The organism is Burkholderia sp. 567, from assembly GCF_040545115.1.
Taxonomy (GTDB): Bacteria; Pseudomonadota; Gammaproteobacteria; order Burkholderiales; family Burkholderiaceae; genus Burkholderia; species Burkholderia ambifaria.
In genome coordinates this window covers 55,086-79,752 of the sequence record NZ_JBEPLG010000019.1, presented here as the reverse complement: position 1 = coordinate 79,752, position 24,667 = coordinate 55,086, and the positions used below count along the sequence as shown (strand labels likewise).

The 24,667-nt window shown below is 67.5% G+C and carries 22 protein-coding genes and 1 tRNA gene; 6 read left to right on the top strand and 17 right to left on the bottom strand.

Going from position 1 to position 24,667, the window contains the following annotated elements; genetic code table 11:
- Positions 1 to 48: 48 nt before the first annotated feature.
- Positions 49 to 993, bottom strand: a complete 945-nt coding sequence (locus ABIC50_RS33790; RefSeq protein WP_354169212.1) for an AraC family transcriptional regulator — start codon at positions 991 to 993, stop codon at positions 49 to 51.
- A gap of 228 nt (positions 994 to 1,221) precedes the next feature.
- Here ABIC50_RS33790 and ABIC50_RS33785 point away from each other — a divergent pair, with 228 nt between their 5' ends.
- Positions 1,222 to 2,274, top strand: coding sequence for an NAD(P)-dependent alcohol dehydrogenase (locus ABIC50_RS33785; protein WP_012364988.1), 1,053 nt, complete (start codon positions 1,222 to 1,224; stop codon positions 2,272 to 2,274).
- Positions 2,275 to 2,386: 112 nt separating this feature from the next.
- On the opposite strand, the gene ABIC50_RS33780 is transcribed toward ABIC50_RS33785, so the two are convergent.
- The 5 genes from ABIC50_RS33780 to gatC all read right to left on the bottom strand — a co-directional run bounded on the left by ABIC50_RS33780 (position 2,387) and on the right by gatC (position 7,513).
- A complete protein-coding gene (locus ABIC50_RS33780; protein ID WP_011658219.1) occupies positions 2,387 to 3,160 on the bottom strand; it encodes an exodeoxyribonuclease III in 774 nt (257 codons plus the stop codon).
- Positions 3,161 to 3,210: 50 nt separating this feature from the next.
- On the bottom strand, positions 3,211 to 4,050 hold the full coding sequence (locus ABIC50_RS33775; RefSeq protein ID WP_175742961.1) for a polyphosphate kinase 2 family protein: 840 nt from the start codon (positions 4,048 to 4,050) through the stop codon (positions 3,211 to 3,213).
- A 126-nt stretch (positions 4,051 to 4,176) separates the two neighbouring features.
- Positions 4,177 to 5,652 carry an Asp-tRNA(Asn)/Glu-tRNA(Gln) amidotransferase subunit GatB gene (gene gatB, locus ABIC50_RS33770; protein ID WP_229079892.1) on the bottom strand — a complete coding sequence of 492 codons (1,476 nt, stop codon included), beginning with the start codon at positions 5,650 to 5,652 and terminating at the stop codon, positions 4,177 to 4,179.
- 4 nt (positions 5,653 to 5,656) lie between these two features.
- Complete coding sequence (gene gatA / locus ABIC50_RS33765) at positions 5,657 to 7,147, bottom strand: Asp-tRNA(Asn)/Glu-tRNA(Gln) amidotransferase subunit GatA (protein WP_354169209.1); 1,491 nt, start codon at positions 7,145 to 7,147, stop codon at positions 5,657 to 5,659.
- Positions 7,148 to 7,213: 66 nt separating this feature from the next.
- The gene (gene gatC / locus ABIC50_RS33760) at positions 7,214 to 7,513 is read right to left on the bottom strand and encodes an Asp-tRNA(Asn)/Glu-tRNA(Gln) amidotransferase subunit GatC (protein WP_006477478.1); all 300 of its coding nucleotides are present in this window, start codon (positions 7,511 to 7,513) and stop codon (positions 7,214 to 7,216) included.
- A 367-nt stretch (positions 7,514 to 7,880) separates the two neighbouring features.
- Here gatC and ABIC50_RS33755 point away from each other — a divergent pair, with 367 nt between their 5' ends.
- The 5 genes from ABIC50_RS33755 to rodA all read left to right on the top strand — a co-directional run bounded on the left by ABIC50_RS33755 (position 7,881) and on the right by rodA (position 14,183).
- The gene (locus ABIC50_RS33755) at positions 7,881 to 8,924 is read left to right on the top strand and encodes a rod shape-determining protein (protein WP_004189550.1); all 1,044 of its coding nucleotides are present in this window, start codon (positions 7,881 to 7,883) and stop codon (positions 8,922 to 8,924) included.
- 139 nt (positions 8,925 to 9,063) lie between these two features.
- Positions 9,064 to 10,125 (top strand): rod shape-determining protein MreC, encoded by a 1,062-nt coding sequence (mreC, locus tag ABIC50_RS33750; protein WP_354169206.1) that lies wholly within the window; start codon positions 9,064 to 9,066, stop codon positions 10,123 to 10,125.
- Positions 10,122 to 10,634 carry a rod shape-determining protein MreD gene (gene mreD / locus ABIC50_RS33745; protein ID WP_011658224.1) on the top strand — a complete coding sequence of 171 codons (513 nt, stop codon included), beginning with the start codon at positions 10,122 to 10,124 and terminating at the stop codon, positions 10,632 to 10,634. The genes mreC and mreD overlap by 4 nt, the downstream gene beginning before the upstream one ends.
- A gap of 118 nt (positions 10,635 to 10,752) precedes the next feature.
- Positions 10,753 to 13,023: a penicillin-binding protein 2 gene (mrdA, locus tag ABIC50_RS33740; RefSeq protein WP_175670159.1), complete on the top strand. Its 2,271-nt coding sequence runs from the start codon at positions 10,753 to 10,755 to the stop codon at positions 13,021 to 13,023.
- 11 nt (positions 13,024 to 13,034) lie between these two features.
- The gene (gene rodA / locus ABIC50_RS33735; protein WP_354169203.1) at positions 13,035 to 14,183 is read left to right on the top strand and encodes a rod shape-determining protein RodA; all 1,149 of its coding nucleotides are present in this window, start codon (positions 13,035 to 13,037) and stop codon (positions 14,181 to 14,183) included.
- Positions 14,184 to 14,285: 102 nt separating this feature from the next.
- Here the strand turns inward: rodA and ABIC50_RS33730 are convergent, their stop codons facing one another.
- The 11 genes from ABIC50_RS33730 to htpX all read right to left on the bottom strand — a co-directional run bounded on the left by ABIC50_RS33730 (position 14,286) and on the right by htpX (position 24,665).
- Positions 14,286 to 15,056: a tetratricopeptide repeat protein gene (locus ABIC50_RS33730; RefSeq protein WP_354169200.1), complete on the bottom strand. Its 771-nt coding sequence runs from the start codon at positions 15,054 to 15,056 to the stop codon at positions 14,286 to 14,288.
- Positions 15,053 to 15,838: an HpcH/HpaI aldolase family protein gene (locus tag ABIC50_RS33725; protein ID WP_354169197.1), complete on the bottom strand. Its 786-nt coding sequence runs from the start codon at positions 15,836 to 15,838 to the stop codon at positions 15,053 to 15,055. Before ABIC50_RS33725 ends, ABIC50_RS33730 begins: the two co-directional genes overlap by 4 nt.
- Before the next feature lie 308 nt (positions 15,839 to 16,146).
- Positions 16,147 to 16,599, bottom strand: a complete 453-nt coding sequence (gene queD, locus ABIC50_RS33720; RefSeq protein WP_006755431.1) for a 6-carboxytetrahydropterin synthase QueD — start codon at positions 16,597 to 16,599, stop codon at positions 16,147 to 16,149.
- Between the two features lie 18 nt (positions 16,600 to 16,617).
- Entirely contained in the window at positions 16,618 to 17,250 is a 633-nt protein-coding gene (gene queE, locus ABIC50_RS33715) for a 7-carboxy-7-deazaguanine synthase (protein WP_006755430.1), read from the bottom strand.
- A 74-nt stretch (positions 17,251 to 17,324) separates the two neighbouring features.
- Entirely contained in the window at positions 17,325 to 18,059 is a 735-nt protein-coding gene (gene queC / locus ABIC50_RS33710; RefSeq protein WP_011658229.1) for a 7-cyano-7-deazaguanine synthase QueC, read from the bottom strand.
- Between the two features lie 349 nt (positions 18,060 to 18,408).
- Positions 18,409 to 18,484: transfer RNA gene (locus tag ABIC50_RS33705), tRNA-Phe, on the bottom strand.
- A 62-nt stretch (positions 18,485 to 18,546) separates the two neighbouring features.
- On the bottom strand, positions 18,547 to 19,248 hold the full coding sequence (esaR, locus tag ABIC50_RS33700; RefSeq protein ID WP_011658230.1) for a response regulator transcription factor EsaR: 702 nt from the start codon (positions 19,246 to 19,248) through the stop codon (positions 18,547 to 18,549).
- Positions 19,249 to 21,663: a sensor histidine kinase EsaS gene (gene esaS / locus ABIC50_RS33695; RefSeq protein WP_175657120.1), complete on the bottom strand. Its 2,415-nt coding sequence runs from the start codon at positions 21,661 to 21,663 to the stop codon at positions 19,249 to 19,251.
- Positions 21,653 to 22,246: a DUF4390 domain-containing protein gene (locus ABIC50_RS33690; protein WP_354169194.1), complete on the bottom strand. Its 594-nt coding sequence runs from the start codon at positions 22,244 to 22,246 to the stop codon at positions 21,653 to 21,655. Before ABIC50_RS33690 ends, esaS begins: the two co-directional genes overlap by 11 nt.
- Positions 22,243 to 23,631 carry a 16S rRNA (cytosine(967)-C(5))-methyltransferase RsmB gene (gene rsmB / locus ABIC50_RS33685; RefSeq protein ID WP_354169191.1) on the bottom strand — a complete coding sequence of 463 codons (1,389 nt, stop codon included), beginning with the start codon at positions 23,629 to 23,631 and terminating at the stop codon, positions 22,243 to 22,245. Before rsmB ends, ABIC50_RS33690 begins: the two co-directional genes overlap by 4 nt.
- Before the next feature lie 176 nt (positions 23,632 to 23,807).
- Positions 23,808 to 24,665 carry a zinc metalloprotease HtpX gene (gene htpX / locus ABIC50_RS33680; protein WP_006750073.1) on the bottom strand — a complete coding sequence of 286 codons (858 nt, stop codon included), beginning with the start codon at positions 24,663 to 24,665 and terminating at the stop codon, positions 23,808 to 23,810.
- Positions 24,666 to 24,667: the final 2 nt, after the last annotated feature.

The window sequence follows — 24,667 nt, the reverse complement described above, 5'->3', positions numbered from 1 at the left end:
CCGCAGGCCGCGGCTTTCCGTCGGGCATCGCCGGCGTGTGACACGGCGCTACGCGCCGACGTCCGATTCGACCGGCCGGCTGCCGCTCTCGCGCATCCAGCGCACTTCGTCACCGGGGCTGCGGCCGAACAGCCGCTTGAACTCACGGCTGAACTGCGACGCGCTCGCATAGCCGACCCGCGCGGCGGCGGCACCCGCGCCGACGCCGTCCTGCACCATCATCAACCTCGCCTGGTGCAGGCGCGCGGCCTTCACATACTGCATCGGCGACGTCGCCGTCACGTGCTTGAACTGCGCGTGGAACACCGCGAGGCTCATCCCGGCCTCGCGCGCGAGCGTCTCGACATCGAGATCGGCCTTCAGGTCCGCATGGATGCGCCGCAGCGCCTTCGCGACGCGGCCGAAATGATGCTGCTGGGCGAGCGCCGCGCGAATCGCGTCGCCCTGTGCGCCCGTCAGCACGCGGTATGCGATCTCGCGCATGATCGCCGGCCCGAGCACGCAGGTGTCGTGCGGCGACGCGAGCGCTTCGAGCAGCCGCACCACCGCGTCGGCGAGCGGCGCATCGAGCGGCGTCGAATAGACGCCGTGCGGCTCGCTGACCGCCGCGCCGAGCGTCTCGTCGAGCAGGATTGCGAGTTCGGCGATCACCGCGAGATCGACGCGGATCGAGATCGCGAGAAATGGCTCGTCCGGGCTCGCGAAGGTTTCGCATTCGAACGGCAGCGGCACCGACAGCACGAGATACTGCTGCGCGTCGTACACGAACGAGCGGTCGCCGAGATAGCCAAGCTTGCGGCCCTGGCACACGACGATGATGCTCGGCTCGTACAGCACCGGCATGCGCGGCACGGGGCGGCTCACGCGGAAGAAGCGCACGCCGTCGAGCGTCGCCAGCGTATCGCCCTCGTTCGGCGCGAGGCTCGAATGCAGCTCGATCATGCGGCGCCGCACACGGTCGCCCATATCGTCGAAAAGGGGCTGGAAGCTCATCGGCGTCGTCCTGTCCGGCAAGAGAATCTGGCTTGCAATGTAGCACTTTGAAAGCGTTTTGACGGCTGTTGGCGCGCAATTCGAGAGGAATGGGCAAATCTTCCAGACCTTCGTGTATTTCGCCGCGGCGGCTCGCTCCGTACGATGGGCACCTGTCTCGCCGCGTCGCCACATGGCGCGGCGGCAGTCTGTTTCGCCGGATGTTTTCCCGGACAAGGAGCCCCCTGCATGAGCACAACCTACGCTTACGCGGCGACCGATGCGCAATCGCCGCTCGCCCCGTTCGAATTCCAGCGCCGCGCGCTGCGCGACCTCGACGTCCAGATCGAGGTGCTCTACTGCGGCGTCTGCCACTCGGACCTGCACCAGGCCCGCAACGAATGGCGCAACACGATCTATCCGGTCGTGCCGGGCCATGAAATCGTCGGCCGCGTGACCGCGACCGGCCCGCAGGTGTCGCGTTTCAAGGTCGGCGAGCTGGTCGGCGTCGGCTGTCTCGTCGATTCGTGCCGCACCTGCCCGAGCTGCGCGGAAGGCCTCGAACAGTATTGCGAGAACGGCTTCGTCGGCACCTACAACGGCCAGGACCGCGTGACGGGCGACATCACGTATGGCGGCTATTCGACCCAGCTCGTGGTCGACGAGGCGTTCGTGCTGCGCGTGCCCGACACGCTGGACCCGGCCGGCGCGGCGCCGCTGCTGTGCGCGGGGATCACGACCTACTCGCCGCTGCGCCAGTGGAACGTCGGGCCCGGCAAGAAAGTCGGGATCGTCGGCCTCGGCGGGCTCGGCCACATGGGCGTGAAGCTCGCGCGCGCGATGGGTGCGCACGTCGTGCTGTTCACGACCTCGCCGTCGAAGATCGAGGACGGCAAGCGGCTCGGCGCGCACGAAGTGGTGATCTCGAAGGACGAAGCGCAGATGAACGCGCACCTGAACAGCTTCGACTTCATCCTGAACACGGTGGCCGCGCAGCACGACCTGAACCCGTTCCTGCACCTGCTGAAGCGCGACGGCACGATGACGCTAGTCGGCGCGCCGGAGCACGACCATCCGTCGCCGCAGGTGTTCAACCTGATCTTCAAGCGCCGCCGCCTCGCGGGCTCGCTGATCGGCGGGATCGCGGAAACGCAGGAAATGCTCGATTTCTGCGCGGAGCACGGCATCACGTCGGACATCGAAACGATTCCGATGCAGCAGATCAACGCCGCTTACGAGCGCATGCTCAAGAGCGACGTGAAGTATCGGTTCGTGGTGGACATGGCGTCGCTCAAGCAGTAACGCAGCAGGCGCCGCCCCCAAAGCAAAACGGGCCGCATGTTCGACATGCGGCCCGCTTTGCATCCGGCTACCGGTTGGCTCGACCGCTACGTGCATCACGTAGCGCCGAAGATCACTTCTTGTAGTCGTAATCGACCGTCAGCGGCGCGTGATCGCTGAACTTGATGTCCTTGAAGATCGACGTGCGCTTCGCGGTGCCGGCCACGCCCGGCGTCGCGATCTGGTAATCGATCCGCCACCCGACGTTCTTCGCGTACGCCTGGCCGCGGTTGCTCCACCATGTGTACTGCTCGGGGCGCGGGTCGAGCGTGCGGAATACGTCGACATAGCCGACATCGTCGAACAGCTGCGTGAGCCACGCGCGCTCTTCCGGCAGGCAGCCCGAGTTCTTCTGGTTGCTCTTCCAGTTCTTGATGTCGATTTCCTTGTGGACGATGTTCACGTCGCCGCACAGGATCACCTCGCGCTTGCTCTTCAGCTCCGCGAGATGCGGCATGAACTCGTCCATGAAGCGGTACTTCGCCTGCTGGCGCTCTTCGCCGCTCGAGCCGGACGGAACGTACACCGACACGACCGACAGCTTGCCGTAGCGCGCCTCGACGTAGCGCCCCTCGGGATCGAATTCGCTGCTGCCGAAGCCGATGATCACGTCATCGGGCTCGTGGCGGCTGTACATGCCCGCGCCGCTGTAGCCCTTCTTTTCGGCGTGATGGAAATAGCTCCTCAAGCCATGCGGCTCGACGAAGTCGGCCGGCAGGTCGTCGGCCGATACCTTGATTTCCTGCACGCATACGCAGTCGGCGTTCTGTTCGCCGAGCCATTCGAAAAAGCCCTTCTTCGCGGCGGAGCGGATGCCGTTCAGGTTGGCGGTAATCACTCGCATCATGTCGGGTTCCGTTGTTCAGTTCAGTTCGATATGTTTGACAGGATCGCAGCCTAGCGGATCTTCACGCCTTCGAGCTCCGGCTTCGGCGGCGGGAATTCGAGCTTCATGTCGGTCATCGTGCGCAGCAGCAGCTCGGCGATCATCACGTTGCGATGGGTTTTCGAGTTCGCCGGGATCACGTACCACGGCGCATGCTCGGCCGACGTCGCGGCGAGCGCGTCGCGGTACGCCGACTGGTATGCATCCCAGTGCTTGCGCGCGTCGAGATCGGCGATGTCGAACTTCCAGTGCTTGGTCGGATCGTCGATGCGCGCCTGCAGCCGCTCGCGCTGCTCGTCCTTCGAGATGTGCAGGAAGCACTTGACGATCGTCGTGCCGTTCTCCGCGAGCATCGTCTCGAAATCGCGGATCTGCCGGTAGCGGCGCTCGCATTCCTTGTCGCTGATGAGCTCGAGCACGCGCGGCACGAGGACGTCCTCATAGTGGCTGCGGTTGAAGATCGCGAGTTCGCCCGCGGCCGGCGCCTGCGCATGCACGCGCCACAGGAAGTCGTGCGCGGCCTCGATCGGCGTCGGCGCCTTGAACGGCACGATGCGCAGGCCGAGCGGATCGACGTCGCGAAACACCGCGCGCACGGTACCGTCCTTGCCGCTGGTGTCCATCCCCTGCAGCACCAGCAGCACGCGCTTCTTCTGCTGCGTGTGCAGGCGCTCCTGCTGCACGTCGAGCTCCGTCGACACGGCGCTGAGCCGTTCGCGGTCGGCATCCTTCGAGCCCGACGAGAACGGCTTCGCGGCCGGATCGAACGCATCGAGCCTGAATGCGGCAGCTTCCTTGTCACGCGTGCTGTACGGCACGCGGAAATCATCGAGCGACGGTTGTTTCGCCATTCGTTCCTCCGTTGGACGGTGCGATGCACACGCGCACACGATAACGCATGCACCAAAGCGACGGGCCGCCCCGAACAGGTTCGGCGGCGGCCCGTCGTCAGGCGCGGTTCAGGCACGCGGCCATGTTCAGCCGAGCTTCTTCTTCAGCAGTTCGTTGACCTGCTGCGGATTGGCCTTGCCCTTGGTCGCCTTCATCGCCTGGCCGATCAGCGCGTTGAACGCCTTTTCCTTGCCCGCGCGGAATTCCTCGACCGACTTCGCGTTCGCGGCGAGCACCTCGTCGATGATCGCTTCCAGCGCGCCGGTGTCGGAGATCTGCTTCAGGCCCTTCGCGTCGATGATGCGGTCGGCCGCGGCTTCGTCGGTCGCCTTCTCGTCCCAGATCGCCGAGAAGATTTCCTTCGCGATCTTGTTCGAGATCGTGCCGTCGGCGATGCGCTGCAGCACCAGCGCGAGCTGCGCCGCCGACACCGGAATCGCGTCGATCTCGATGCCGTCGCGGTTCAGCTGCGACGACACGTCGCCCATCAGCCAGTTCGCGGCGATCTTCGCGTTCGCGGCGCCGGCCTTCGCGACCACGGCCTCGAAGTACGCGGCCATCGCCTTGCTCGACGTCAGCACGCCGGCGTCGTACGCGGACACGCCATATTGCTCGACGAAGCGCTGCTGCATCGCGGCCGGCAGTTCGGGCATCCCGGCCTGCACGCGCTCGATCCAGTCCTGGCCGATCACGAGCGGCATCAGGTCGGGGTCGGGGAAGTAGCGGTAGTCGTGCGCGTCTTCCTTGCTGCGCATCGAACGCGTCTCGCGCTTGTCCGGATCGTAGAGGCGCGTTTCCTGCACGACTTCGCCGCCGTCCTCGATCAGCTCGATCTGGCGACGCACTTCGTAGTTGATCGCTTCTTCAAGGAACCGGAACGAGTTCAGGTTCTTGATTTCCGCGCGCGTGCCGAACTTTTCCTGGCCGACCGGCCGCACCGACACGTTTGCGTCGCAGCGGAACGAGCCTTCCTGCATGTTGCCGTCGCAGATGCCGAGCCACACGACGAGCGCGTGTAGCGACTTCGCATAGGCCACGGCCTCGGCCGCGCTGCGCATTTCCGGCTCGGTGACGATCTCGAGCAGCGGCGTGCCCGCGCGGTTCAGGTCGATCCCGGTCATGCCGGCGAAGTCTTCATGCAGCGACTTGCCCGCATCTTCCTCGAGGTGCGCACGGGTCAGGTTGACCGTCTTCTCGTACGCAGGCTTGCCGGCTTTCTCGTTGGCCGGCACCTGGATCGTGATCCGGCCGCCCTGCACGACCGGAATCTCGTACTGGCTGATCTGATAGCCTTTCGGCAGATCGGGGTAGAAATAATTCTTGCGCGCGAAGATGCTGCGCGGCGCGATGGTCGAGCCGATCGCGAGGCCGAAGCGGATCGCCCGCTCGACCGCGCCGCGGTTCAGCACCGGCAGCACGCCCGGCAGCGCCAGATCGACCGGACACGCCTGCGTGTTCGGCTCGGCGCCGAACTGCGTCGGTGCGCCCGAGAAAATCTTCGAGACGGTCGACAGTTGCGCGTGCGTCTCGAGACCGATGACGACTTCCCATTGAGTAGCCATATGCTTACACCCCTGCCGGAACTTGCTTGTGCCAGTCGGTCGCGCGCTGGAACGCGTCGGCGACCTGCAGCATCCGGGCTTCGTTGAAATAGTTGCCGATGATCTGCAGACCGACCGGGCGCTTCGCGTTCGCGCCCGCGCCGAAGCCGCACGGCACGCTCATGCCGGGCAGGCCGGCGAGGCTCACCGACAGCGTATAGATATCCGCGAGATACATCTGCACCGGATCGTCGCCCTTCGCGCCGAGATCCCATGCGACCGTCGGCGAGGCCGGGCCCATGATCACGTCGCAGGACTGGAACGCTTCCTGGAAATCCTGCGCGATGATGCGGCGGATCTTCTGCGCCTGCAGGTAGTACGCGTCGTAGTAGCCGTGCGACAGCACGTAAGCGCCGACGAGAATCCGGCGCTTCACCTCGGGGCCGAAGCCTTCGGCGCGCGACTTCTTGTACATGTCGAGCAGGTCGCCGTACTGCGCGGCGCGGTGGCCGAAGCGCACGCCGTCGAAACGCGACAGGTTCGACGACGCCTCGGCCGGCGCGATCACGTAGTACACGGGGATCGACAGTTCGGTTTTCGGCAGCGACACGGGCACGAGCGTCGCGCCGAGCGCCTCGTACTGCTTGAGCGCCGCGTCGATCGACGCACGCACGTCGTCGGCGAGGCCGTCGCCGAAATACTCGTTCGGCAGACCGATGCGCAGCCCGGCAAGCGGCTTGCCCGCATCGTTGCCGGCCGCCCACGGCTGGCCGAGGTGGCGCGTGAAATCCTCGTCCTCACGCTCGAGGCTCGTCGAGTCGCGCTCGTCGAAGCCGGACATCGCGTTCAGCAGCAGCGCGCAGTCGGACGCGCTCTGCGCCATCGGGCCGCCCTGGTCGAGCGACGACGCGAACGCGATCATCCCGTAGCGCGACACGCGGCCGTAGGTCGGCTTGATGCCCGTCACGCCCGCGAACGACGCGGGCTGGCGGATCGAGCCGCCGGTGTCGGTGCCGGTCGCGGCCGGCGCGAGGCGCGCGGCGACGGCGGCCGAGCTGCCGCCCGAGCTGCCGCCCGGCACCGCGTTGGTATCCCACGGGTTCTTCACCGCGCCGAACGCGGAGTTCTCGTTCGACGAGCCCATCGCGAACTCGTCCATGTTGGTCTTGCCGAGCGTGACCATGCCGGCCGCCTGCAGGCGGGCGACGACGGTCGCGTCGAACGGGCTCTCGTAGTTCGCGAGCATCTTCGAGCCGGCGGTCGAGCGCCAGCCGCGCGTGACGAACACGTCCTTGTGCGCGATCGGCAGGCCGGTCAGCGCGCCGCCCGCGCCGCGCGCGAGTTCGGCGTCGGCGGCCTTCGCCTGCGCAAGGGTGAGGTCGGCGTCGACGTGGACGAACGCGTTCAGGTCGCGTGCCGCGTCGATCCGTTTCAGGTAGAGCTGCGCGAGCTCGACGGCCGAGCATTCCTTGGCGGCGAGCGCGGCGCGCAGTTCGGTCAGGCTTTTTGCGTGCATTGAGTGGTTTTCCTGGGAATTCTGGGTGGCGCGCGGCGCGGCGCCGGCGCGCTTGTCATCGAATGCTTACTCGATCACCTTCGGCACGAGGTAGAGGCCGTCCTGGACGGCCGGCGCCGGACGCTGGTTGTCGTCGCGATTGACGACTTCCGTCACGGCGTCGTCGCGCAGGCGCTGCGCGACTTCCTGGATCTGCTCGATCGGGTGGGCGAGCGGCGCGATGCCGGCGGTGTCGACCGCCTGCATCTGCTCGACGAGGCCGAAGAATTCATTGAGCTGGCCGAGCATGTGCTCGGCGTCGGCGTCGGCCATTTCGAGTCGCGCCAGGTGCGCGATGCGTTTCACATCGGTCAGGGTCAGGGCCATTCGATCACCGGAAAAACAAGGCTGCGCGGCGCAGCGAAAGCAGCGCTGCGGCGGGGGGTTGGAGGGTGCGATCCCACCCTCAAAAATCGGGGCCGAAGCGGCAAAAATACCGCCCGTTTCGATTCAAATACCGTGAAATTATAAGGTATCATTACGCGTTCGACCCAAACCCGGCAGCCTTTTCCCGCACCGTTTCGCCTCGTTTCGGCAAGCCGTGCGTGCTTCGTGCGATCCCCGGTAGACATCACTCGCAGCTTCGTGCGCCGCGGCGGCCGCTTCCGCCACGCTTCCCGAGGCTGTTATTTTTTCCGCTGCCGCCCTCAGCGCTCGCTATGCAGGGCCGGCCCAGAGCGAAACAGGATTCTGAATGTTCGGTTTTTTGCGCAGCTACTTCTCCAACGATCTCGCGATCGACCTCGGCACCGCAAACACCCTGATCTACATGCGCGGCAAGGGCATCGTGCTCGATGAGCCCTCCGTCGTGTCGATTCGCCAGGAAGGCGGCCCCAACGGCAAGAAAACGATCCAGGCGGTCGGCAAGGAAGCCAAGCAGATGCTCGGCAAGGTGCCGGGCAACATCGAGGCGATCCGCCCGATGAAGGACGGCGTGATCGCCGACTTCACCGTCACCGAGCAGATGATCAAGCAGTTCATCAAGACGGCGCACGAGTCGCGCATGTTCTCGCCTTCGCCGCGCATCATCATCTGCGTGCCGTGCGGCTCGACCCAGGTCGAGCGCCGCGCGATCAAGGAAGCGGCGCACGGCGCCGGCGCATCGCAGGTCTATCTGATCGAGGAGCCGATGGCGGCCGCGATCGGCGCGGGCCTGCCGGTGTCGGAAGCCACCGGCTCGATGGTCGTCGACATCGGCGGCGGCACGACAGAAGTCGGCGTGATCTCGCTCGGCGGCATCGTGTACAAGGGCTCGGTGCGCGTCGGCGGCGACAAGTTCGACGAAGCGATCGTCAACTACATCCGCCGCAATTACGGGATGCTGATCGGCGAGCAGACCGCCGAGGCGATCAAGAAGGAAATCGGCTCCGCGTTCCCGGGCTCCGAAGTCAAGGAAATGGAAGTGAAGGGCCGCAACCTGTCGGAAGGCATTCCGCGCAGCTTCACGATCTCGAGCAACGAAATCCTCGAAGCGCTGACCGATCCGCTGAACCAGATCGTGTCGTCGGTGAAGATCGCCCTCGAGCAGACGCCGCCGGAACTCGGCGCCGACATCGCCGAGCGCGGGATGATGCTGACGGGCGGCGGCGCGCTGCTGCGCGACCTCGATCGCCTGCTCGCGGAAGAAACCGGCCTGCCGGTGCTCGTCGCCGAAGACCCGCTCACCTGCGTCGTGCGCGGCTCGGGCATGGCGCTCGAGCGCATGGACAAGCTGGGCAGCATCTTCTCGTACGAGTGATCGCCGAGTGATCGCCTAAGCAGTCCCGTTTGATATGACGCACCCGCGGCGTGGCCGGATCGCTCGTTCAGAACGAACCGCCACGCCGTTTGCGCGTCTGAGCATTATTTAACCGATCACCACGCGCCCGGCGCCGACCATGGAATACAGTCCGCCGCCCCTCTTCAAGCAAGGTCCGCCCGCGCTCGCGCGGCTCATCTTCTTCGTCGCCCTCGCCATCGCGCTCCTCGTATCGGACGCGCGCTTCAGCACGCTCGAAATCGTCCGCGGCGTGCTCGGCACCGTGCTGTACCCGCTGCAGCGCGCGGCGCTCGTGCCGCGCGACCTGTTCATGGGCGCGGCCGACATCGCCGTCACGGGCGCATCGCTGCGCCACGACAACGACGCGCTGCGCAAGCGCAACCTGCAACTGTCCACGCAGGCCAACCAGGCCGCCGTGCTCGCGCAGGAAAACATGCATCTGCGCGCGGTGCTCGAGCTGCGCCAGCACATCGCGACGCAGTCGACCCCGGTCGAAATCCAGTACGACACGAGCGACCCGTTCACGCAGAAGATCGTGATCGGACAGGGTTCGCAGCAAGGCATCCAGGACGGCTCGCCGGTCGTCAGTGAAGACGGCGTGGTCGGCCAGGTCACGCGCGTGTTCCCGCTGCAGGCCGAAGTCACGCTGATCACCGACCGCGATCTCGCGATTCCCGTGCAGGTGCTGCGCACCGGCCTGCGCAGCGTGATCTACGGCACGCCGAAGGGCGATTCGCTCGATCTGCGCTTCGTGCCGACCAGCTCGGATCTCGTCGCGGGCGACGAGCTCGTCACGAGCGGCCTCGACGGCGTCTATCCGCCGGGCCTGCCGGTCGCGAAGGTCGTGCACGTCGACAAGCTCGCCGATACCGCGTTCGCCCGCGTGACCTGCGCACCGGTCGCCGCCGTGCGCGGCGCGCGCCAGATGCTCGTGCTGCATTACCAGAACGGCGTCCCGCCGCGTCCGGCCGAGCCGGAGCCGGCCGCCGACAAGAAGGGAAAGAAAGGCGCGAAGGCCGCCGCGAAGGGCGAGAAAGCGGAGAAAGCCGAGAAGGCCGACGCGAACGCGAAGCCGGCCGCCGCGGCCGCACCCGGCGCGAAACCCGCGCTGGCGGCGCCGGCCCAGCCCGCTGCCGTGCCCGCGAAGCCCGCGGCCGGGCAACCAGGAGCCCCGCGATGAACCGTCCGCAATACATCCTGCAGCCGGTCAACCCGTACTTCATCGTCTTCAGCCTCGCCGCCGCGTTCCTGCTGAACCTGATGCCGTGGGGCCGCCTGCCCGGCGTGCCCGACTTCGTCGCGCTCGTGCTGCTGTTCTGGAACATCCACCAGCCGCGCAAGGTCGGGATGGGCGTCGCGTTCGTGCTCGGCATCCTGATGGACGTGCACGACGCGGGGCTGCTCGGCGAGCACGCGCTCGCCTATACGCTGCTGTCGTACGGCGCGATCACGATCCACCGCCGCGTGCTGTGGATGCCGATCGGCGTGCAGGTGCTGTATGTCACGCCGCTGCTCGTCGCCGCGCAGCTGGTGCCGTTCGTGATCCGCCTGATGATGGGCGCCGCGTTTCCCGGCTGGCGCTATCTGGTGGACGGCTTCGTCGAGGCCGCGCTGTGGCCGATCGCGAGCCACCTGCTGCTGATGCCGCAACGCCGCCCGGTCGACCCGGACGATACGCGCCCCATCTGAGCCGCACCGGAACCGACCTTGAACACCCGCCGCCCCCACGCCCGCCGCGCGCTGCGCTCCGGGGCGGCCCCTCGCCCGCGCGCGCTCGCCGTGCATGGGCCGGATCAAATGTAACCGCATGACCGAATTCAACGACACCCAACAGCAGCTCTCGAAGTTCCGCCTGCGCGTCGCGGCGGCGGGCGTGTTCGTGTTCGTCTGCTTCGGGCTGCTCGCGAGCCGCTTCTTCTACCTGCAGCTGATGCAGCACGGCAAATACGCGCTGCAGGCCGAGGAAAACCGCATCTCGGTCGCGCCGATCGTGCCGAACCGCGGGATCATCACCGACCGCAACGGCGTGGTCCTCGCGAAGAACTATTCGGCGTACACGCTCGAGATCACGCCGTCGAAGCTCGACGACACGCTCGACAACACGATCGACAAGCTGTCCGAGATCATCCCGATCGACGCGCGCGACCGCCGCCGCTTCAAGAAGCTGCAGGAAGACTCGAAGAACTTCGAGAGCCTGCCGATCCGCACACGCCTCACCGACGCGGAAGTCGCGCGCTTCACCGCGCAGCGCTTCCGCTTTCCCGGCGTCGACGTGCGCGCGCGGCTGTTCCGCCAGTACCCGCTCGGCATGACGGCCGCGCACGTGATCGGCTACATCGGCCGGATCTCGAAGCGCGACCAGGATCGCATCGATGCGATGAGCGACGAGAACGACAGCGACCAGGAACATTACGATCCGCGCCGCGACGCGAACAACTACAAGGGCACCGACTACATCGGCAAGATCGGCGTCGAGCAGAGCTACGAAGCCGACCTGCATGGCCTCACGGGCTTCGAGGAAGTCGAGGTGACGGCCGGCGGCCGGCCCGTGCGCACGCTGTCGCGCACGCAGGCGACGCCCGGCAACAACCTGGTGCTGTCGCTCGACATCGGGCTGCAGCAGGTCGCCGAGCAGGCGTTCGCCGGCAAGCGCGGCGCGCTCGTCGCGATCGAGCCGAAGACGGGCGACGTGCTCGCGTTCGTGTCGTCGCCGAGCTTCGACCCGAACTCGTTCGTCGACGGCATCGACCAGCAGACCTGGGACGAGCTGAACAACTCGCCCGACAAACCGCTGCTGAACCGGCCGCTGCACGGCACCTACCCGCCCGGCTCGACGTACAAGCCGTTCATGGCGCTGGCCGGCCTGACGCTCGGCAAGCGCACGCCGGGCTGGGGCTTCCAGGATCCCGGCTACTTCACGTTCGGCGGCCACACGTTCCGCAACGACGTGCGCTCGGGCCAGGGCTGGGTCGACATGAACAAGGCGATCATGGTGTCGAACGACACCTACTTCTACATGCTCGCGCGCGACCTCGGCGTGAACGCGATCGCGAACTTCATGAAGCCGTTCGGCTTCGGCCAGATCACCGGCATCGACATTCAGGGCGAGGCGCGCGGGATCCTGCCGTCGACCGACTGGAAGAAGAAGGCGTTCAAGAAGGCCGCGCAGCAGAAGTGGTTCGACGGCGAGACGATCAGCCTCGGGATCGGCCAGGGCTACAACTCGTACACGATCCTGCAGCTCGCGCACGCCACCGCGACGCTCGCGAACAACGGCGTCGTGATGAAGCCTCACCTCGTGAAGGAAGTCGAGGATCCGATCTCGCGCGCGCGCCACCTGACCGTGCCGAAGGAAAGCGAAGTGATTCCGCTCAAGCAGGGCGACATCGACGTCGTGAAGCGCGGGATGGAAAACGTGATCGAGAATCCGTCCGGCACCGCGTACAAGGTGTTCCGCGGTGCGTCGTACCTCGCCGCCGGCAAGACCGGTACCGCGCAGGTGTTCTCGCTGCAGGGCTCGAACTACAAGGGCCATCTGCTCGCCGAGCACCTGCGCGACCACGCGCTGTTCATCGCGTACGCGCCGGTCGATCATCCGCAGATCGCCGTCGCGCTGGTCGTCGAAAACGGCGGCTGGGGCGCGCAGGCCGCGGGCCCGATCGCGCGCCGCGTGCTCGACTACTACCTCGTCGAACGTCAGAACCCGAACAACGAAGCCGCGGCCGTGGCCGCCGCCGCGTCGGCGACCGAGCCGGTGAGCGCGCCCGTGGTCGGCGACGCATCGAAGCCCGCCGCCGTCGCGGCCGGCTTCACCGCGCTGCCGCAGCCGGTCGTGCCGAGTGCGGCAAGTGCGGCGAGTGCGGCGGACGCCGCGTCGGCACCCGACGCGTCGAGCGCGGCGCAGCCGTCCGACGCGAGCGCCGCGGCGCCGATGGCCGCGAGCCTGCCGCCGATCCGGCGCCCGCACCGGCCGCACCGGCCCGCGAGCGGCGCACAACCGGTCGCCACCGCGCCGCGCGACGACAACTTCCGTGCCTCGGCCACCGCGAAAGCGGTGAACGCCGGCACCGCTCATTAACGGAGAAAGGCATGCAATTCGACAAGCGCGCCTGGCTCGACAAGATCAAGCAGATGTTCGCGGGTTTCGACCGCCCGCTCGCCCTCATCGTGTTCCTGCTGCTGTGCGTCGGCATCGTCACGCTGTACAGCGCGGCGATCGACATGCCGGGCCGCGTCGAGGACCAATTGCGCAACATCCTGCTGACGTTCGTGCTGATGTGGGTGATCGCCAACATCCCGCCGACGACGCTGATGCGCTTCGCGGTCCCGCTATACACATTCGGGGTCGCGCTGCTGGTCGCGGTCGCGCTGTTCGGGATGACCAAGAAAGGCGCGAAACGCTGGCTGAACGTCGGCGTCGTGATCCAGCCGTCCGAAATCCTCAAGATCGCGACACCGCTGATGCTCGCGTGGTACTACCAGCGCCGCGAAGGCGGGCTGCGCTGGTACGACTTCGTCGTCGCGTTCGGGATCCTGCTCGTGCCGGTCGGCCTGATCGCGAAGCAGCCCGACCTCGGCACCGGCCTGCTCGTGTTCGCGGCCGGCTTCTTCGTGATCTACCTCGCCGGCCTGTCGTTCAAGCTGATCGTGCCGGTGCTGGTCGCGGGCGTGATCGCAGTCGGCTCGATCGCCGTGTTCGAGGATCGCATCTGCCAGCCCGAAGTGCAGTGGCCGCTGATGCACGACTACCAGAAGCACCGCGTGTGCACGCTGCTCGATCCGACCTCCGACCCGCTCGGCAAGGGCTTCCACACGATCCAGGCCGTGATCGCGATCGGCTCGGGCGGCGCACTCGGCAAGGGCTACCTGAAGGGCACGCAGGCCCACCTCGAATTCATTCCGGAGAAGCACACCGACTTCATCTTCGCGGTGTTCTCGGAAGAATGGGGGCTCGTCGGCGGCCTCGTGCTGCTGACGCTGTACATGGCGCTGATCGCGCGCGGGCTCTACATCGCCGCGCAGGGCGCGACGCTGTTCGGCCGGCTGCTCGCGGGCTCGCTCACGCTCGCGTTCTTCGTCTACGCGTTCGTCAACATCGGGATGGTGAGCGGCGTGCTGCCCGTCGTCGGCGTGCCGTTGCCGTTCATGAGCTATGGCGGCACCGCGCTGGCGACGCTCGGCGTCGCGATCGGGATGATCATGAGCGTCGGGCGACAGCGGCGGTTGATGAAGAGCTGACGCTGCGGCGTGGCACGCGGCTGCAAGCAGTCGCAGCAAAGGAAAACGGCGCCGCGGGCGCCGTTTTTCGTTGGGCCGGCCGAATTCAGCCGATACCGCCCGTCACTGCGGCGTCGCGCGCGGGCTCGCGTGGTCCGCACCGGCGCCCGATGCCGGCTCCTGCGTCTTCAGTCGCGCGCTCAGCTCCTTGAATTTCAGCTCGGCCGTCTCGTCGCCCTGCGCGGCCGCGGCCGCATAGTACGCGCGCGCGATGTTCAGGTTCTGCGTGACGCCGTCGCCGCCGCGCTCGTAGAACGACGCGGTCACGTACTGCGCGGTCGGCTCGCCCGCGTCGGCCGCCTGCTTGTACCACGCGAACGCCTGCCGGTTGTCGCGCGGCGTGCCGCGCCCGTCGAGGAACTGGTTCGCCAGCGACAGCGCGGCCTGCACGTGCCCCTGCTTCGCCGCGCGCAGGAACCAGCGGTGCGCTTCGGCCGGATTGCGCGCGACGAATTCGCCGTCGTCGAACATCCGTCCGTACACGTACTGCGCATGCGACATGTTCGCGTCGGCCGCCCGCTTCAGCCAGCGCAGCCCTTCGTCGACCTTCGCGGTCACGCCGACGCCGGTGAGCAGCATCATCGCGTAGTTGAACTGCGCGAGCCGGTCGCCGCGTTCGGCTGCGTCGTGGAACTGCACCAGCGCCGCGCGATAGTCGCCGGCGTTGTAGGCGGCCACCGCCGCCTGCGTCTCGTGTGCCGGATCCGGTTTTGCGTGCGGCGCATTCTGCGCCGACGCCGCAACGCACACGACCCACAGCCCGAGCATCGCACCGAGTCGCCCGCACGCACCGGTCGCACGCCGCGCGCGTCCCGCTCCCTCATCGTCGTTCATGACCGCATCTCCTGCAGCGCCTGGCGCGTCGCGCGCAGCAGCCAGGTCACGTCGGCCGACAGCGTGATCATCCGGTAGCCGGCCTCGCGATACTGGCGCGCGATGGCCGTATCGCTCGCGAAGATGCCGACCGCGACGCCGGCCTGCTTGCCGGCCGCGAGCACGCGCGCCATCGCGGTCTCGACATCCGGGTGGCGGCTGTCGCCGAGATGCCCGAGGCTCGCCGCCAGATCGGCCGGGCCGACATACAGGCAGTCGACGCCCGGCGTCGCGGCGATCCGCTCGACTTCGTCGATGCCGCGCGCCGATTCGATCTGCACGATCACCGCAATCTGGGCGTTCGCCGTCTGCAGGTAATCGCGGCGCATGCCGAACGCTGCCGCGCGCACCATGCCGGCCACGCCGCGCAGCCCGTCCGGGGAATCCGGCGACGGGAAGCGCGTGAGCCGCACCGCGTGCGCGGCCTCGTCGGCCGTCTCGATGCACGGGAACATCAGCGTGCGCGCGCCGGCGTCGAGTGCGCGCTTCACGAGCCACGGCTCGCGCCCCGGCACCCGCACGACAGGCTCGCTCGGCAGGTGCGCGGCGGCCAGCGCGCGCAGTTGCGACGCGACGTCCCGGCTGTCGTTCGGCGCATGCTCCATGTCGATGCAGAGCCAATCGTAGCCGGCGTGCGCGAGCGCTTCAGCCGCCGAATCGCAGCCGAGCGACAGCCACAGGCCGTACAGCGGCTCGTCGCCGTCGTGCAGACGTTCTTTGAGGGAATTGGTGAGCGTGCTCATCGATACGGCCTCCTGGCGGACAGGCAATCGAACGGAACAGGCAACGGGGGACGGCCGGACGGCAGCAGCCCGATCGCGGGCGCGCAGGCTGCGCCACGCAACGATCATAGCGCGCCGTCGGGCGAAATGTGGGGAGACAGGTGAAGCGGGCCCGGTCGGGCACCGCGTGGCGGGCGACCGGCTGCGGGCGACCGGCTGCGGGCGACCGGCTGTGGGGGGGGCCGGCTGCAAGCGACCGGCTTCAGGCGATCGGCTGCGGGCGAGCGGCGGCCGGCCGCCGAGCGCACGCTCGGCCCGGCAATGACGCGTCAGCGGGCGGGATCGCGCTCGACGTCGGCCCAGCAGTTCGGCGTTTCGTACAGGCGCACGCGCTCCAGCCGCAGGTTCACGCCGTAGTGCGCGTCGTACACGTTCGCGAGGATGTCGAATGCGATCGCCGCGAGGTTCTCGACCGTCGGGATCCGGTCGAGCACGACCGTCTTGTGGTCGGCCATCTGCTCGAGGAACGAGCGCACGACTTCGTCGCGCGCGTAGACCAGGAACGCGTGGTCCCACTTGTTGACGAGATGCTCGACCGCGAGCGCCTTCACGTCGGCAAAATCCATCACCATGCCGCGGTCCGGCGCCCCCTCGGTATCGACGAGATCGCCGCGCAGCGTGACTTCGAGCACGTAGCGATGGCCGTGCAGATTCCGGCACTGGCTGCGGTGATCGGGAATGCGGTGGCCCGCGTCGAATTCGAGTTTTCGGGTAATCAGCACGATGTCAAAGGCCGTGGCTCAGGGAATGTTCAGGTATTTGTGGGTCTGCATCGACAGCCGCCACTGCGGATGCCGCTTGCACCAGTCGATCGCGAGCTTCGTGTTGAGATCGCGCGACGGGCCGTCCATCGGCTGCACGAGAAAATACTCGAAATCGAGCTTCGCGTAGTCGGCAAGCCGCTGGTTGTCCTGCGGGATCACGACCTTCAGCTCGTTGCCCTTCGTGACGACGAGCGGCGCGTCGGCCTTCGGGCTCACGCAGATCCAGTCGATCGTCTCGAGCACCGGCAGCGAGCCATTGGTCTCGATCGCGATTTCGAAGCCCGCCGCGTGCAGCGCGTCGACGAGCGGCTGGTCGAGCTGCAGCATCGGCTCGCCGCCCGTGCAGACGACGAAGCGGTGCGCTTCGCCGTCCGGCCACAGGCCGGCGATCGTCGCGACGAGCGCTTCGGCGTCCTTGAACTTGCCGCCGTTCTCGCCGTCGGTGCCGACGAAGTCCGTATCGCAGAAGCGGCACACGGCCTCCGCACGATCCTCTTCGCGGCCCGACCACAGATTGCAGCCGGCGAACCGGCAGAACACGGCCGGACGGCCCGCGTTCGCGCCCTCGCCCTGCAACGTGTAGAAAATTTCCTTGACCGCGTAAGTCATCGTGCTTCGTCCGGCTCGCGCCGCTCGTTGTCGATCAGAATCCGTTATTCATCAAGCGCCGCCGGCGCACCGCGTCACAGCGGCGCTTCGGTCACCCGCTCGCCCTTCAGGTAGGCCTCGTAGCCGCGCTTGCGCAGCTTGCAGGCCGGGCATTCGCCGCAGCCGAAGCCCCAGTCGTGCAGTTCCGCGCGCTCGCCCACGTAGCACGTGTGCGTCTCGACGCGGATCAGCTCGACGAGCGCGTCGCCGCCGAGCTGTTCGGCGAGCTGCCAGGTCTGCGCCTTGTCGAGCCACATCAGCGGCGTCTCGAGCACGATGCGCGTGTCCATCCCGAGGTTCAGCGCGACCTGCAGCGCCTTCATCGTATCGTCGCGGCAGTCGGGGTAGCCCGAGAAATCGGTCTCGCACATCCCGCCGACCAGCACGCGCAGCCCACGGCGATAGGCGATCGCGGCCGCGATCGTCATGAACAGCAGGTTGCGGCCCGGCACGAACGTGTTCGGCAAGCCATTCGCCGTGGTCTCGATCTCGATCGTGCGCGTCATCGCGGTATCGCTGATCGCGCCGAGCACCGACAGGTCGATCATGTGATCGTCGCCGAGGCGGCCGGCCCAGGCGGGAAACCGATGCTTCAGCGCGTCGCGCACGCCTTCGCGACATTCGAGTTCGACGCGGTGGCGCTGGCCGTAATCGAAGCCGAGCGTCTCGACCGTCTGATAGCGTTCCAGGGCCCAGGCCACGCACGTGGCCGAGTCCTGCCCGCCGGAAAACAGCACGAGCGCGCCGTCTTTAGCGTCTGTCCGAATCACCGTGATACTCCGTGAATGTATAGGCTCGCGTCGCGCTGCACCCCGGGGCCGGCTGCCGCCGGGCGGCCCGACACGTGCCGGCCTGCGCCGGCTCGACCAGTATAGGCAGCGCGGTTGTGCGCGAACGCGGCGGAGCGCTTATACCGCCCATCGCGCGGCATCGGTGCCGCGCGTCACGGCGGCGCCTGCGGGCAGCCCTGCCGTGCGCCTGAAGCGATGCGCTAAGTCATTGAGCGGGCACGGATTTTATCACGCTCCGGCGAATGCTGCCGGCCGCACCACCGATGCCGCCAAACCCACCACAAACGAAAAACCCCAAGAACCTTCCGATTCTTGGGGTTGGAACTGCTGGTGGCCTGGGACGGAATCGAACCATCGACACGCGGATTTTCAATCCGCTGCTCTACCAACTGAGCTACCGGGCCAACGAAGAAGAGAAAGTATATCCAGCCCTGTTACTTTGCGCAAGTAGTTTTCGCAAAATATTTTACGCGGCGCCTTCCGACGGCTTCTTGCCGAGCTCGACGCCCAACTGCTTGAGCTTGCGATACAGGTGCGTGCGCTCGAGGCCCGTCTTCTCCGCGACGCGCGTCATGCTGCCGTTCTCGCGCGCGAGGTGATATTCGAAGTACGCGCGCTCGAACGCATCGCGCGCTTCCCGCAACGGGATGTCGAACGGAATCGCGGCCGTCTGGCCCGCGAGGCCCAGGGCCGCGGCCATGTCGTCGCCGAGCGTCGGCAGCGCGGCCGCGGACGCGACCGCCGCCGGGCCCGAAGCCTGGCCGACGCCGGCCTTCGCCGCCGCGTTGACGGACACCGGTGCCGCGCCGCGCACGAGACCGTGCTCGACCGACTTCAGCAGCTTCTGCAGCGCGATCGGCTTCTCGAGGAAATCGAGCGCGCCGATCTTCGTTGCCTCGACGGCCGTATCGATCGTCGCGTGCCCGGACATCATGATCACGGGCATCGTCAACAGGCCCTGCGCCGCCCACTCCTTGAGCAACGTGACGCCGTCGGTATCGGGCATCCAGATATCGAGCAGCACGAGATCGGGCGCCTGATTCAGACGGTATTCCCGCGCGGCCTGCGCGTTCTCCGCCGCCTCGACGACATGTCCTTCATCGCTGAGGATTTCCGAGAGCAATTCCCGGATGCCCATTTCATCATCTACCACCAGGATGGTTGCCATTTACGCTGCCTTTGTCTGCACACTTGCTTTTGTCTTAGCGGGAGCCGTCCCGACCTGCGCGCCGGGTTCGGCGCCTGGCGTATCGCTCGCCATCTGCAGGAACAGGATCGACACCTGCGCACCCTCGACGGTCTCGCCGTGCATGCGATTGCGCAGATCGATCCGCGCGCCGTGCTCGTCGACGATTTTCTTGACCATGGCCAATCCGAGCCCCGTGCCCTTCGCCTTCGTCGTCACGTAAGGCTCGAACGCACGCGTCAGGATGCGTGCCGGAAAACCGGGCCCGTTGTCGGACACGGTAAGACGTACCGCGACGCGCGTTTTGCCCTCGGCGTCGGGATCGCCATATTCTACTGTCTTGGTTTCGATCAACACACGCGGTTGCGCGACTTCCGCCACCGAATCCTGCGCATTCTGCAGCAGGTTGTGAATCACCTGGCGCAGTTGCGTCGCGTCGCCGCGAATCACCGGCAGCGACGGCGCGAGCTCGGCGACGATCGGGCTCTTGCCTTCGCCGACACCATACAGCCCGAGCACCTCGCTCGCCAGTTCGTTCAACTGCAGGTTGCCGAGCACAGCCGGCGGCGTGCGCGCATATTCGCGGAAGTCGTCGACCATCCGCTTCATCGCGGCCACCTGATTGACGATCATCGTCGCGCCGCGCTTGAGCACGTCCGCATCGGGCGGCGCGAGCTTGTCGGACAGCTTCATCTGCAGCCGTTCGGCCGACAGCTGGATCGGCGTCAGCGGGTTCTTGATCTCGTGCGCGAGCCGCCGCGCGACCTCGCCCCATGCGACCGAACGCTGCGCGGAAATCACGTCGGAGATGTCGTCGAACACGACCACGTAGCCGGACGTCTGCGGATCGTCGGCTTCGCCCTCGACCGTCGACACGAGGCGCGTGCCGCGCACGAGCAAGGTCAGCGGATCGGCTTCGCCCGGCACTTCGACCGCGAACTGCTGCTGCCAGTGGCCGCGATCGCCGCTCGCGCCGTCGGAAGCCGCCTCGCGATCGGCGAATGCCTTGCGCACCATCGCGCCGAATTCCGCGACGACGTCGATCCGGTCGAGCGCCGTGCCGATCATCGCGCCGAACGGCTGCCGGAAGATCCGCTCGGCGCCGCGGTTGGCCGTCGTCAGTCGGAACTGGCGGTCGAGCACGAACACGCCGGCGGTCAGGTTCGCGAGGATGCTTTCGAGATATGTTTTCGAATGCTCGAGCGCGATCCGGTTCTTCTCGACCGCGAGCCGCGCCTCGGACAGCTGGCGCGTCATCGCGTTGAACGACTGCGTGAGGAAGCCGAGCTCGTCGCGCGACTTGATCTCGCGCTTCGGCGTGTAGTCGCCTTCGGTGATCTCCTTCGTGCCCTGCGCGAGCAGGAACAGCGGCCGCGCGAGCTGCTGGCCGAGCGCGAGCGCGAGCATCATCGCGATGAAGGTCGCGAGGAACAGCGCGAGCGTCAGCGTGCCGATGTACATCTTGCGCAGCCCGGTGCGGCCGAGCGCTTTTTCCTGGTACTCGCGATACGCGCGCTGCACCGCGTCGGCGTTGTGCGCGAGCGTGGGCGGCACCGGCTGCGTGAGCTGCAGGAAGCGTTCCGCCGGCTGCAGCAGCGACGTCGTCGCGTCGGGAATGGGCCGCACGACGCGCAGCCGCAACGCGCCCTTCGCGCCGTGCGCGCGCGGGTCGCCGTCGACTTCGCCCTCGATCGCCGCGTACGCGCCATGCTCGCGCGCCTGGCTCAGCATCAGCGGCGTGGGCAGGTCGTCCGGAATCAGCACGGCGAAATTGCCCGATGCCTGCGCAACGATGTGCAGGTCGGGCGCCGCACCCGAGCCGCCGCGGCTCGGCTCGACGATCGTCGCGTCCTGCACGCCGAACTGGTCGCGCAGGCGCAGGAGCGTGAGCGTCGTGCCGTTGGTGTTCGCATCGACGCTCGCGAGCTGGTCGGACATCAGGCGCGCCTTCGTCTGCAGGTCGGACAGCGACGCGTCGAGCATTCCGCGGCCGAGGTTCAGGCCGGCCGTCAGCGCGGTTTCGACGTTCACGTCGAACCACGACTCGATGCTGCGCGACACAAACTGGTACGACACGATGTAGATGATCCCGCCCGGCACCACGCCGACGAGCGCGAAGAACACCGCGAGCTTCGCGAGCAGCCGCGTGCCGAACTTGCCCTTCCGCAGGCGCACGACGATCATCCCGATCAGCCCGAGCACCACCAGCAGGAACACGAGCGCGACGATGATGTTCATCGCGTACAGCCACGAGTAGTAGCGATCGAAGAACTCGGTGTTCGCACTCGCGGCCGCGAGCAGCACGAGCAGCAGCAGCGCGGTGAGCGCGACGGTCGCTACGATGACGCGAACGAGGAGGCTCTTCCCGCTGGCCGCACGGCGCACTTTATTTAGCACGTTCGGTCACCGTGAAGTTGAAGCGCTTCCAGTCCGAGCCGAGCGTCCAGTCGCGGTTGTTCACCGCGTCGACCTGGAACGGCTTCGGCATCAGCGCCGTATCGAGCTGCATGCGCACCGAGGCCATGTAGGTTTCGCCGGCCCGCACCTGGTTGCGATCGATCACGTGCCACGACGTGATGTGCCGGACGACCGCGAGCGCGTCCTTCAGCGACGGGAAGCCGAGTTGCAGCCCGCCCGTCGACACGCGGTACTCGCGCGTGAGCGGCTGGAACGACAGGCGGATCGTCTGCGACACCGACACTGGCTGCTCGTCGAACCAGTACCAGCGCGCGCGGCTCAGTTCGAAGTCGGTCGTGAAGTACAGCGGGATGCCTTTGTTGACGGCATCCTCGAGGTTCGGGTTCAGCTCGAAATCGAAGCGGGCATCGAGGCTCCAGCCGCTTCCGTCAGCCTGCAGCGACGCGCGCTGCACGGCGATCGACTCGGCGGCGCGCGCCGGCCGAACGACAGTCAGGCACAGCGCCAATGCGACCAGCAGGACGGCCGCAAGCCGAAGTGAAAAAAGGTGTTTGATCGTCACCGTTTCTGAAACCGCGCGTAGAAAAATCCGTCGTGATCGGTGGTCTGGTCGAGTGCGCCGGCCGCTCCGGCGGGCACGCCGCCGGGCAGCAGTTGGCCGGGCGCGTCCAATCGTACCGCATCTTCACAGGCCGCTTCAAACCAGCGGGCCTGCAATTCGCCCTCCTCGGGAAAGATCGAACAGGTCACGTAGAGCAGTTCGCCGCCCGGTTTCACGAGCGGCCACAACGCCGTCAGGATGCGGCGCTGTTCCGCGACGAGTGCCGCGATGTCGGCTTCGCGGCGCAGCCAGCGAATGTCGGGGTGACGGCGCACGATGCCCGACGCCGAGCACGGCACGTCGGCGAGGATGCGGTCGAACGGCCGGCCGTCGTACCACGCCTCCGGTGCGCCGGCATCGCCGACGCGCACGTCCGCCGCGAGCGACAGGCGCGCGAGGTTCTCGCCGATGCGCGCCGCACGGGTCGCGTCGCTTTCGAGCGCAACGACCTCTGCGCCGGCCAGCTCGAGGATATGGCCGGTCTTGCCGCCCGGTGCCGCGCATGCGTCGAGCACGCGCATACCGTCACGCGCGCCGAGCCATTCGGCGGCGAGCTGCGCGCCGGCATCCTGCACCGACACGACGCCGTCGGCGAAGCCCGGAATGCGATCGACCGGCAGCGCCGATGCGAGCCGCACCGCATGGCGGCCGATCGCGGTCGCGTCGATCCCGTTCGCGCGCAGCGTGTCGAGATACGCGTCGACGCTCGCCCGGCGCGCATTCACGCGCAGCGTCAGCGGCCCCTGGCGCTCGCCGGCCGCGAGGATCGCCTGCCATGCGTCCGGCCACGCGCGCTTCACCGCATCGATCCACCACGGACGGTAGTTCCAGCGGGCGACCGGATCGTCCCGCAGCGCCGCGACGAGCGCGTCGCGCTCACGCTGGAAACGGCGCAGCACCGCGTTCACCAGCCCCTTCGCAAACGCGAATTCGCGCCGCGCGCCGATCACGGTCACGGCCTGGTCGACGATCGTGAACGCCGGATACGCGGCCGTCTCCTCCGGATCGAGCAGCAGCGCGAGCGCGGCGGCAAGTACCGCCTGCACGTGCGCGGGCGGCGCCTTGCTGACGAGCCGGCCGATCAGCCAGTCCGCGCTGCCGAGGCGCCGCATCGTCCGGTAAGCGACGTCCTGCGTCGCGCCGCGCGCCAGCGCCTGCGCGTCGGCCGGCATCTGCGCGAACACCGCGGCCAGTGCCGCCGGCAGCGCGGTGCCGCGCCGCACCGCATCGACTGCCTGCGCGGCCGCGTCGAGCGCGAAGCCGAGCGAATCGGGCGCGAGACGCAGCGCGGACAGGCGCGCGGGGCGGCCGGAAGAAGACGGAGCGGAGGAACGGGTTCGTGTCATCGGAGCAAAATCGGCAAACGGGCGCCGCGAGCGGCGGGAACCCTGCGGCCGTGCGCGGCCGCCGCGATTCCAAACCGCGCATTGTAGCGTGAGGCCATGCGGCCCCTTTACCGGACGCACAAATGAAACGCCCCGCAGCGCGAGGCGTGCGGGGCGAGGTGCGAATGCGACGCGAGTTAGTCGAAGCGGCCGGTGCGCGCCATCTCCATCAGGCGCGCGATGCGCTCCTCGGTCGCCGGGTGCGTGGAGAACAGGTTCTGCAGGCCGCCGCCGTGCAGCGGGTTCATGATCATCATCTGCGCGGTGGCCGGGTGCGCTTCGGCCGCCTGGAACGGGATGCCCGCCGCATAGCGATGGATCTTGTCGAGCGCGGTGGCGAGCGACTGCGGATCGCCGGAGATCTGCGCGCCGCCGCGATCGGCCTCGAATTCGCGCGCCCGCGAGATCGCCATCTGGATCAGCGCGCCGGCGATCGGCGCGAGCAGCGCGACCGCAATCCCCGCGATCGGGTTGGCCGGACGGCCGTTTTCATCGCGGCCACCGAAGAACATCGCGAAGTTGGCCAGTGCCGAGATCGCGCCGGCCATCGTCGCGGTGATCGTCGAGATCAGGATGTCGCGGTGCTTCACGTGCGCGAGCTCGTGCGCCATCACGCCGCGCATCTCGCGCTCGGACAGCACGCGCAGGATGCCTGTGGTCGCGGCGACTGCCGCGTGCTCCGGGTTGCGGCCCGTGGCGAACGCGTTCGGCGCATCCTCGTTGATCAGGTAGACGCGCGGCATCGGCAGGTTCGCGCGCGTGGCAAGCTCGCGCACCATCCGGTAGAACTGCGGCGCCGTGTTCTCGTCGACTTCCTGCGCGTTGTACATGCGCAGCACCATCTTGTCGGAGAACCAGTACGAGAAGAAATTCATGGCGAGCGCGAACAGCAGCGCGATCGTCATGCCGCGGGTGCCGCCGATCATGCCGCCGATCACGATGAACAGGGCCGTGATCCCGGCCATCAGCATCGCCGTTTTGACCCAATTGAACATAC

Coding starts and splice junctions, on each gene's coding strand:
- ABIC50_RS33730 (WP_354169200.1), bottom strand. CDS start 15,056: ATGAACGACGATGAGGGAGCGGGACGCGCGCGGCGTGCGACCGGTGCG.
- ABIC50_RS33790 (WP_354169212.1), bottom strand. CDS start 993: ATGAGCTTCCAGCCCCTTTTCGACGATATGGGCGACCGTGTGCGGCGC.
- gatC (WP_006477478.1), bottom strand. CDS start 7,513: ATGGCCCTGACCCTGACCGATGTGAAACGCATCGCGCACCTGGCGCGA.
- ABIC50_RS33780 (WP_011658219.1), bottom strand. CDS start 3,160: ATGATGCGAGTGATTACCGCCAACCTGAACGGCATCCGCTCCGCCGCG.
- ABIC50_RS33755 (WP_004189550.1), top strand. CDS start 7,881: ATGTTCGGTTTTTTGCGCAGCTACTTCTCCAACGATCTCGCGATCGAC.
- htpX (WP_006750073.1), bottom strand. CDS start 24,665: ATGTTCAATTGGGTCAAAACGGCGATGCTGATGGCCGGGATCACGGCC.
- mrdA (WP_175670159.1), top strand. CDS start 10,753: ATGACCGAATTCAACGACACCCAACAGCAGCTCTCGAAGTTCCGCCTG.
- rsmB (WP_354169191.1), bottom strand. CDS start 23,631: ATGACACGAACCCGTTCCTCCGCTCCGTCTTCTTCCGGCCGCCCCGCG.
- gatB (WP_229079892.1), bottom strand. CDS start 5,652: ATGGCTACTCAATGGGAAGTCGTCATCGGTCTCGAGACGCACGCGCAA.
- rodA (WP_354169203.1), top strand. CDS start 13,035: ATGCAATTCGACAAGCGCGCCTGGCTCGACAAGATCAAGCAGATGTTC.
- esaR (WP_011658230.1), bottom strand. CDS start 19,248: ATGGCAACCATCCTGGTGGTAGATGATGAAATGGGCATCCGGGAATTG.
- mreC (WP_354169206.1), top strand. CDS start 9,064: ATGGAATACAGTCCGCCGCCCCTCTTCAAGCAAGGTCCGCCCGCGCTC.
- gatA (WP_354169209.1), bottom strand. CDS start 7,147: ATGCACGCAAAAAGCCTGACCGAACTGCGCGCCGCGCTCGCCGCCAAG.
- mreD (WP_011658224.1), top strand. CDS start 10,122: ATGAACCGTCCGCAATACATCCTGCAGCCGGTCAACCCGTACTTCATC.
- ABIC50_RS33725 (WP_354169197.1), bottom strand. CDS start 15,838: ATGAGCACGCTCACCAATTCCCTCAAAGAACGTCTGCACGACGGCGAC.
- queE (WP_006755430.1), bottom strand. CDS start 17,250: ATGACTTACGCGGTCAAGGAAATTTTCTACACGTTGCAGGGCGAGGGC.
- ABIC50_RS33785 (WP_012364988.1), top strand. CDS start 1,222: ATGAGCACAACCTACGCTTACGCGGCGACCGATGCGCAATCGCCGCTC.
- ABIC50_RS33775 (WP_175742961.1), bottom strand. CDS start 4,050: ATGGCGAAACAACCGTCGCTCGATGATTTCCGCGTGCCGTACAGCACG.